This is a genomic window from Pseudomonas sp. 44 R 15 (genome assembly GCF_900004965.1).
GTDB classification, from domain to species: Bacteria; Pseudomonadota; Gammaproteobacteria; order Pseudomonadales; family Pseudomonadaceae; genus Aquipseudomonas; species Aquipseudomonas orientalis_A.
The window spans coordinates 1-3,640 of sequence record NZ_CVTU01000062.1 but is presented as its reverse complement, the minus strand read 5'-3'; the positions used below and the strand labels follow the sequence as shown (position 1 = coordinate 3,640).

Below are 3,640 nucleotides of genomic sequence, written 5' to 3'. Positions count from 1 at the left end.
AGTGATTCGGCCGCCATCGCACGCGCCAAGGCCGAACTGGACAAACTCGACGTCGCCGAAGGCCTCGCCGAACTCGAAGGCGCCTCCGCCCGCGTCGCCGTCGACGAAAAGCGCATGATCAACTGCCGCGCCGACCTCAACCAACTCGTGCCCTTCAAGTACGACTGGGCCTGGCAGAAATACCTCGACGGCTGCGCCAACCACTGGATGCCGCAAGAGGTCAACATGACCGCCGACATCGCCCTGTGGAAAAACCCCGAAGGCCTGACCGACGACGAACGTCGCATCGTCATGCGCAACCTCGGCTTCTTCTCCACCGCCGACTCCCTGGTCGCCAACAACCTGGTGCTGGCCGTGTACCGCCTGATCACCAACCCCGAATGCCGCCAGTACATCCTGCGCCAGGCCTTCGAAGAAGCGATCCACACCCACGCCTACCAGTACTGCATTGAATCGTTGGCCATGGATGAAGGCGAGATCTTCAACATGTACCACGAGATCCCATCGGTCGCTAAAAAAGCCGCCTGGGGCCTGAAGTACACCCGCTCGATCTCCGATCCGAAGTTCGAAACCGGCACCGTCGACACCGACAAAGAGCTGCTGCGCAACTTGGTTGCCTACTACTGCGTACTGGAAGGCATCTTCTTCTACTGCGGCTTCACCCAGATCCTGTCCATGGGCCGCCGCAACAAAATGACCGGCGTGGCCGAACAGTTCCAGTACATCCTGCGCGATGAGTCGATGCACCTGAACTTCGGGATCGATGTGATCAACCAGATCAAAATCGAAAACCCGCATTTGTGGGATGCCGAGATGAAGGAAGAAGCGACCCAGATGATCCTGCAGGGCACGCAGCTGGAGATTGAATATGCGCGCGATACCATGCCTCGCGGTGTTCTGGGCATGAATGCGGCGATGATGGAGGACTACCTCAAGTTCATCGCTAACCGTCGCCTGTCGCAGATTGGGTTGAAGGAAGAGTATCCAGGGACCACCAATCCGTTCCCGTGGATGAGCGAGATTATGGATTTGAAGAAAGAGAAAAATTTCTTTGAAACCCGCGTGATCGAGTACCAGACCGGTGGCGCGCTGAGCTGGGATTGATTAACAGCACAGCTCCACAATGTGGGTGGGGCTTGCTCCCTCCCACATTGGGAACGCGGTGTTCCATAACTTTGCAAATTGCCTTTTATGCCCAATCAAACCATCAAGACACCCTGCATAGGCCTGTGTTCCACCGTCTACGGTGATCTGGTCTGCCGGGGCTGCAAGCGTTATCACCATGAGGTGATCCAGTGGAACGGCTATAGCGCCGAGGAAAAGCACGCGGTGTGGCTGCGCCTGGAGCAGTTGCTGGTGCAGGTGATGAGCAGCAAGCTGGAAGTCTTCGACCCGCAGCGCCTGCGCCAGCAACTGGAGGACCGCAAGATCCGCTTCATGCCGCAGCAGTCGCCGTATTGCTGGGCGTACCAGCTGATTGCCCGGGGTGCGCGGGTCATGTCGAACCTGGACGCCTATGGCCTGGCGTTGCTGCCGGAGTTTCGCGAGCGTCCCCTCACCGACTTGCGCGATGCGATTGACCGCGAGTTTTTCCTGCTGTCCGAAGCCCATTACGAGCGCTACATTGCCCCGGTTTTTCTGCGCGAAACCTTTGGCCCAGCCCTGATCGCCACGCTCTGACGCACAATTGTGTTTAAAATGCCGCCCGCTCAACGACTGACGCTCACCGATGACCCCAGACGCACTCGCTACCCTGCACGCCCATCTGCTCACTGCCCTGGCCACCCCACCCGCTGAAACCCGCCGCCTGTTCCACGGCCGTGGCCGCTGCTGGCCGGGCCTCGAGCAACTGACGGTGGACTGGCTGCAAGGCGTGGTGCTGGTGGCGCTGTTCAAGGAGACCGAGCATCTGCAGGCCTTGAAGCAGCTGTTGTTGCAGATCGACTGGGCCGGTTGCAGCGCCCATACCGTAGCGCTGCAACACCGCTATCTGCCGCAAAGCACCACCGAGTGGCTGGTCGGTGACGCCCTCGACGAGCTGATCATTACCGAAGGCGGCCTGCGCTACCTGATCGACTTGGGTAAAAAGCAGAACAGCGGCCTGTTCCTCGACATGCGCTACGGCCGCAACTGGGTGCGCGAGCAGGCCAAAGGCCAGCGCGTGCTTAACCTGTTTGCCTACACCTGCGGGTTTTCCGTGGCCGCTGTCGAAGGCGGCGCCGAGCATGTGGTGAACCTGGACATGGCCCGTGGCGCCCTGAGCCGTGGGCGCGACAACCATCGCCTCAATGGTCACGACTTGAGCAAGGTGACCTTTCTGGGCCACGACCTGTTCAAGTCCTGGGCCAAGGTCACCCACAGCGGCCCCTATGACCTGGTGATCATCGACCCGCCGTCCTTCCAGAAAGGCAGCTTCCTGCTGACCAAGGACTACCAGCGCGTGCTGCGTCGCCTGCCGGACTTGCTCACGCCCCACGGCACGGTGCTGGCGTGCATGAACGATCCGGCGTTCGGCGAAGACTTCCTGATCGACGGCGTCAGCCGCGAGGCAGCGGGCCTGCGCTTTGTAGAACGCCTGGAAAACCCGCCGGAATTCCCGGATATCGACCCTCAAAGTGGCTTGAAGGCCCTGGTGTTTCGCCAGGGCTGATGCCGAAACTTGCTGCGCTTGCTACGCTAAGCCATACGCCGGGTGGTGAACCTTATCCCCGCCTTCCCGGTCGATACCTGCATTCCCCGGCCAGACTCGACGGCGTTACGCTGTCGGCTGCCCCGTTTGATCCTTTGGAGAACCGCCCGTGATATCGACCCTGCATGTAGCCAGAATCAAAGCCTGGGGTGCCCACGGCTTCACCGCCACGGGCGTGGTATTGGCATTCCTGGCCACCCTGGCGCTGCTGGAAAACTCACCCAAGGCCTGCCTGCTGTGGCTAGGCCTGGCCCTGGTGGTCGATGGCCTCGACGGCTCCCTGGCGCGACGGGTCAACGTCAGCACAGTGTTGCCCAGCTTTGACGGATCGGTACTGGACCTGGTGATCGATTACCTCACCTACGTGTTCATCCCGGCACTGTTTATCTACCGCTATATCGACCTGCCTGAATTTACCCACCTGTTTGCGGTGTCGGTGATCCTAGTGTCGTCGCTGTTCTGCTTTTGCAACGTGAACATGAAGAGCAAGGACAACTATTTCGTCGGCTTCCCGGCGGCGTGGAACGTGGTGGCCCTGTGCGTGTACATCATCCAGCCGGACGCATGGGTCACCCTGCTGACCGTGATCGGCCTGGCGCTGCTGACCGTGACGCCGATGAAGTTCCTGCACCCGTTCCGGGTCAAGCGCTTCATGCCGATCAATATCGCGGTGACCACGATCTGGTTGCTGTGCAGTTTCCTGATGGTGGTGGATTATCCGAACACCAACCCGTGGACGTTCGGGCTGTGGTCGCTGATGTCGGCGTACTTTCTGGGCATCTGCATCTGGCGCACGGCGCTGGAATGGCTGGGTACACACAAATAAAAAATGTGGGAGGGGGCTTGCCCCCGATGGCCATAGGTATCTACACAACTCTGTAGCGCCCAACCGTAACCACGATGCGAAGCGAGTCGCTCTTGATCTTGATCTGCTTTTGATCTTGATCTCAG

Annotated in this window: 4 protein-coding genes; all 4 read left to right on the top strand. The window is 59.9% G+C overall.

The genetic code is table 11. The features are described 5' to 3' along the window. On the top strand, window positions 1-1,104 hold a 1,104-nt coding region (locus BFP93_RS07200), incomplete at its 5' end, for a ribonucleotide-diphosphate reductase subunit beta (RefSeq protein ID WP_065892591.1). Between the two features lie 87 nt (window positions 1,105-1,191). Continuing rightward, on the top strand, window positions 1,192-1,680 hold the full coding sequence (locus BFP93_RS07195) for a DUF1289 domain-containing protein (RefSeq protein WP_065892590.1): 489 nt from the start codon (window positions 1,192-1,194) through the stop codon (window positions 1,678-1,680). A gap of 49 nt (window positions 1,681-1,729) precedes the next feature. Beyond that, window positions 1,730-2,650 carry a class I SAM-dependent methyltransferase gene (locus BFP93_RS07190; protein ID WP_065892589.1) on the top strand — a complete coding sequence of 307 codons (921 nt, stop codon included), beginning with the start codon at window positions 1,730-1,732 and terminating at the stop codon, window positions 2,648-2,650. 148 nt (window positions 2,651-2,798) lie between these two features. Beyond that, the gene (pcsA, locus tag BFP93_RS07185; RefSeq protein ID WP_065892588.1) at window positions 2,799-3,515 is read left to right on the top strand and encodes a phosphatidylcholine synthase; all 717 of its coding nucleotides are present in this window, start codon (window positions 2,799-2,801) and stop codon (window positions 3,513-3,515) included. The last annotated feature ends 125 nt before the right edge of the window (window positions 3,516-3,640 follow it).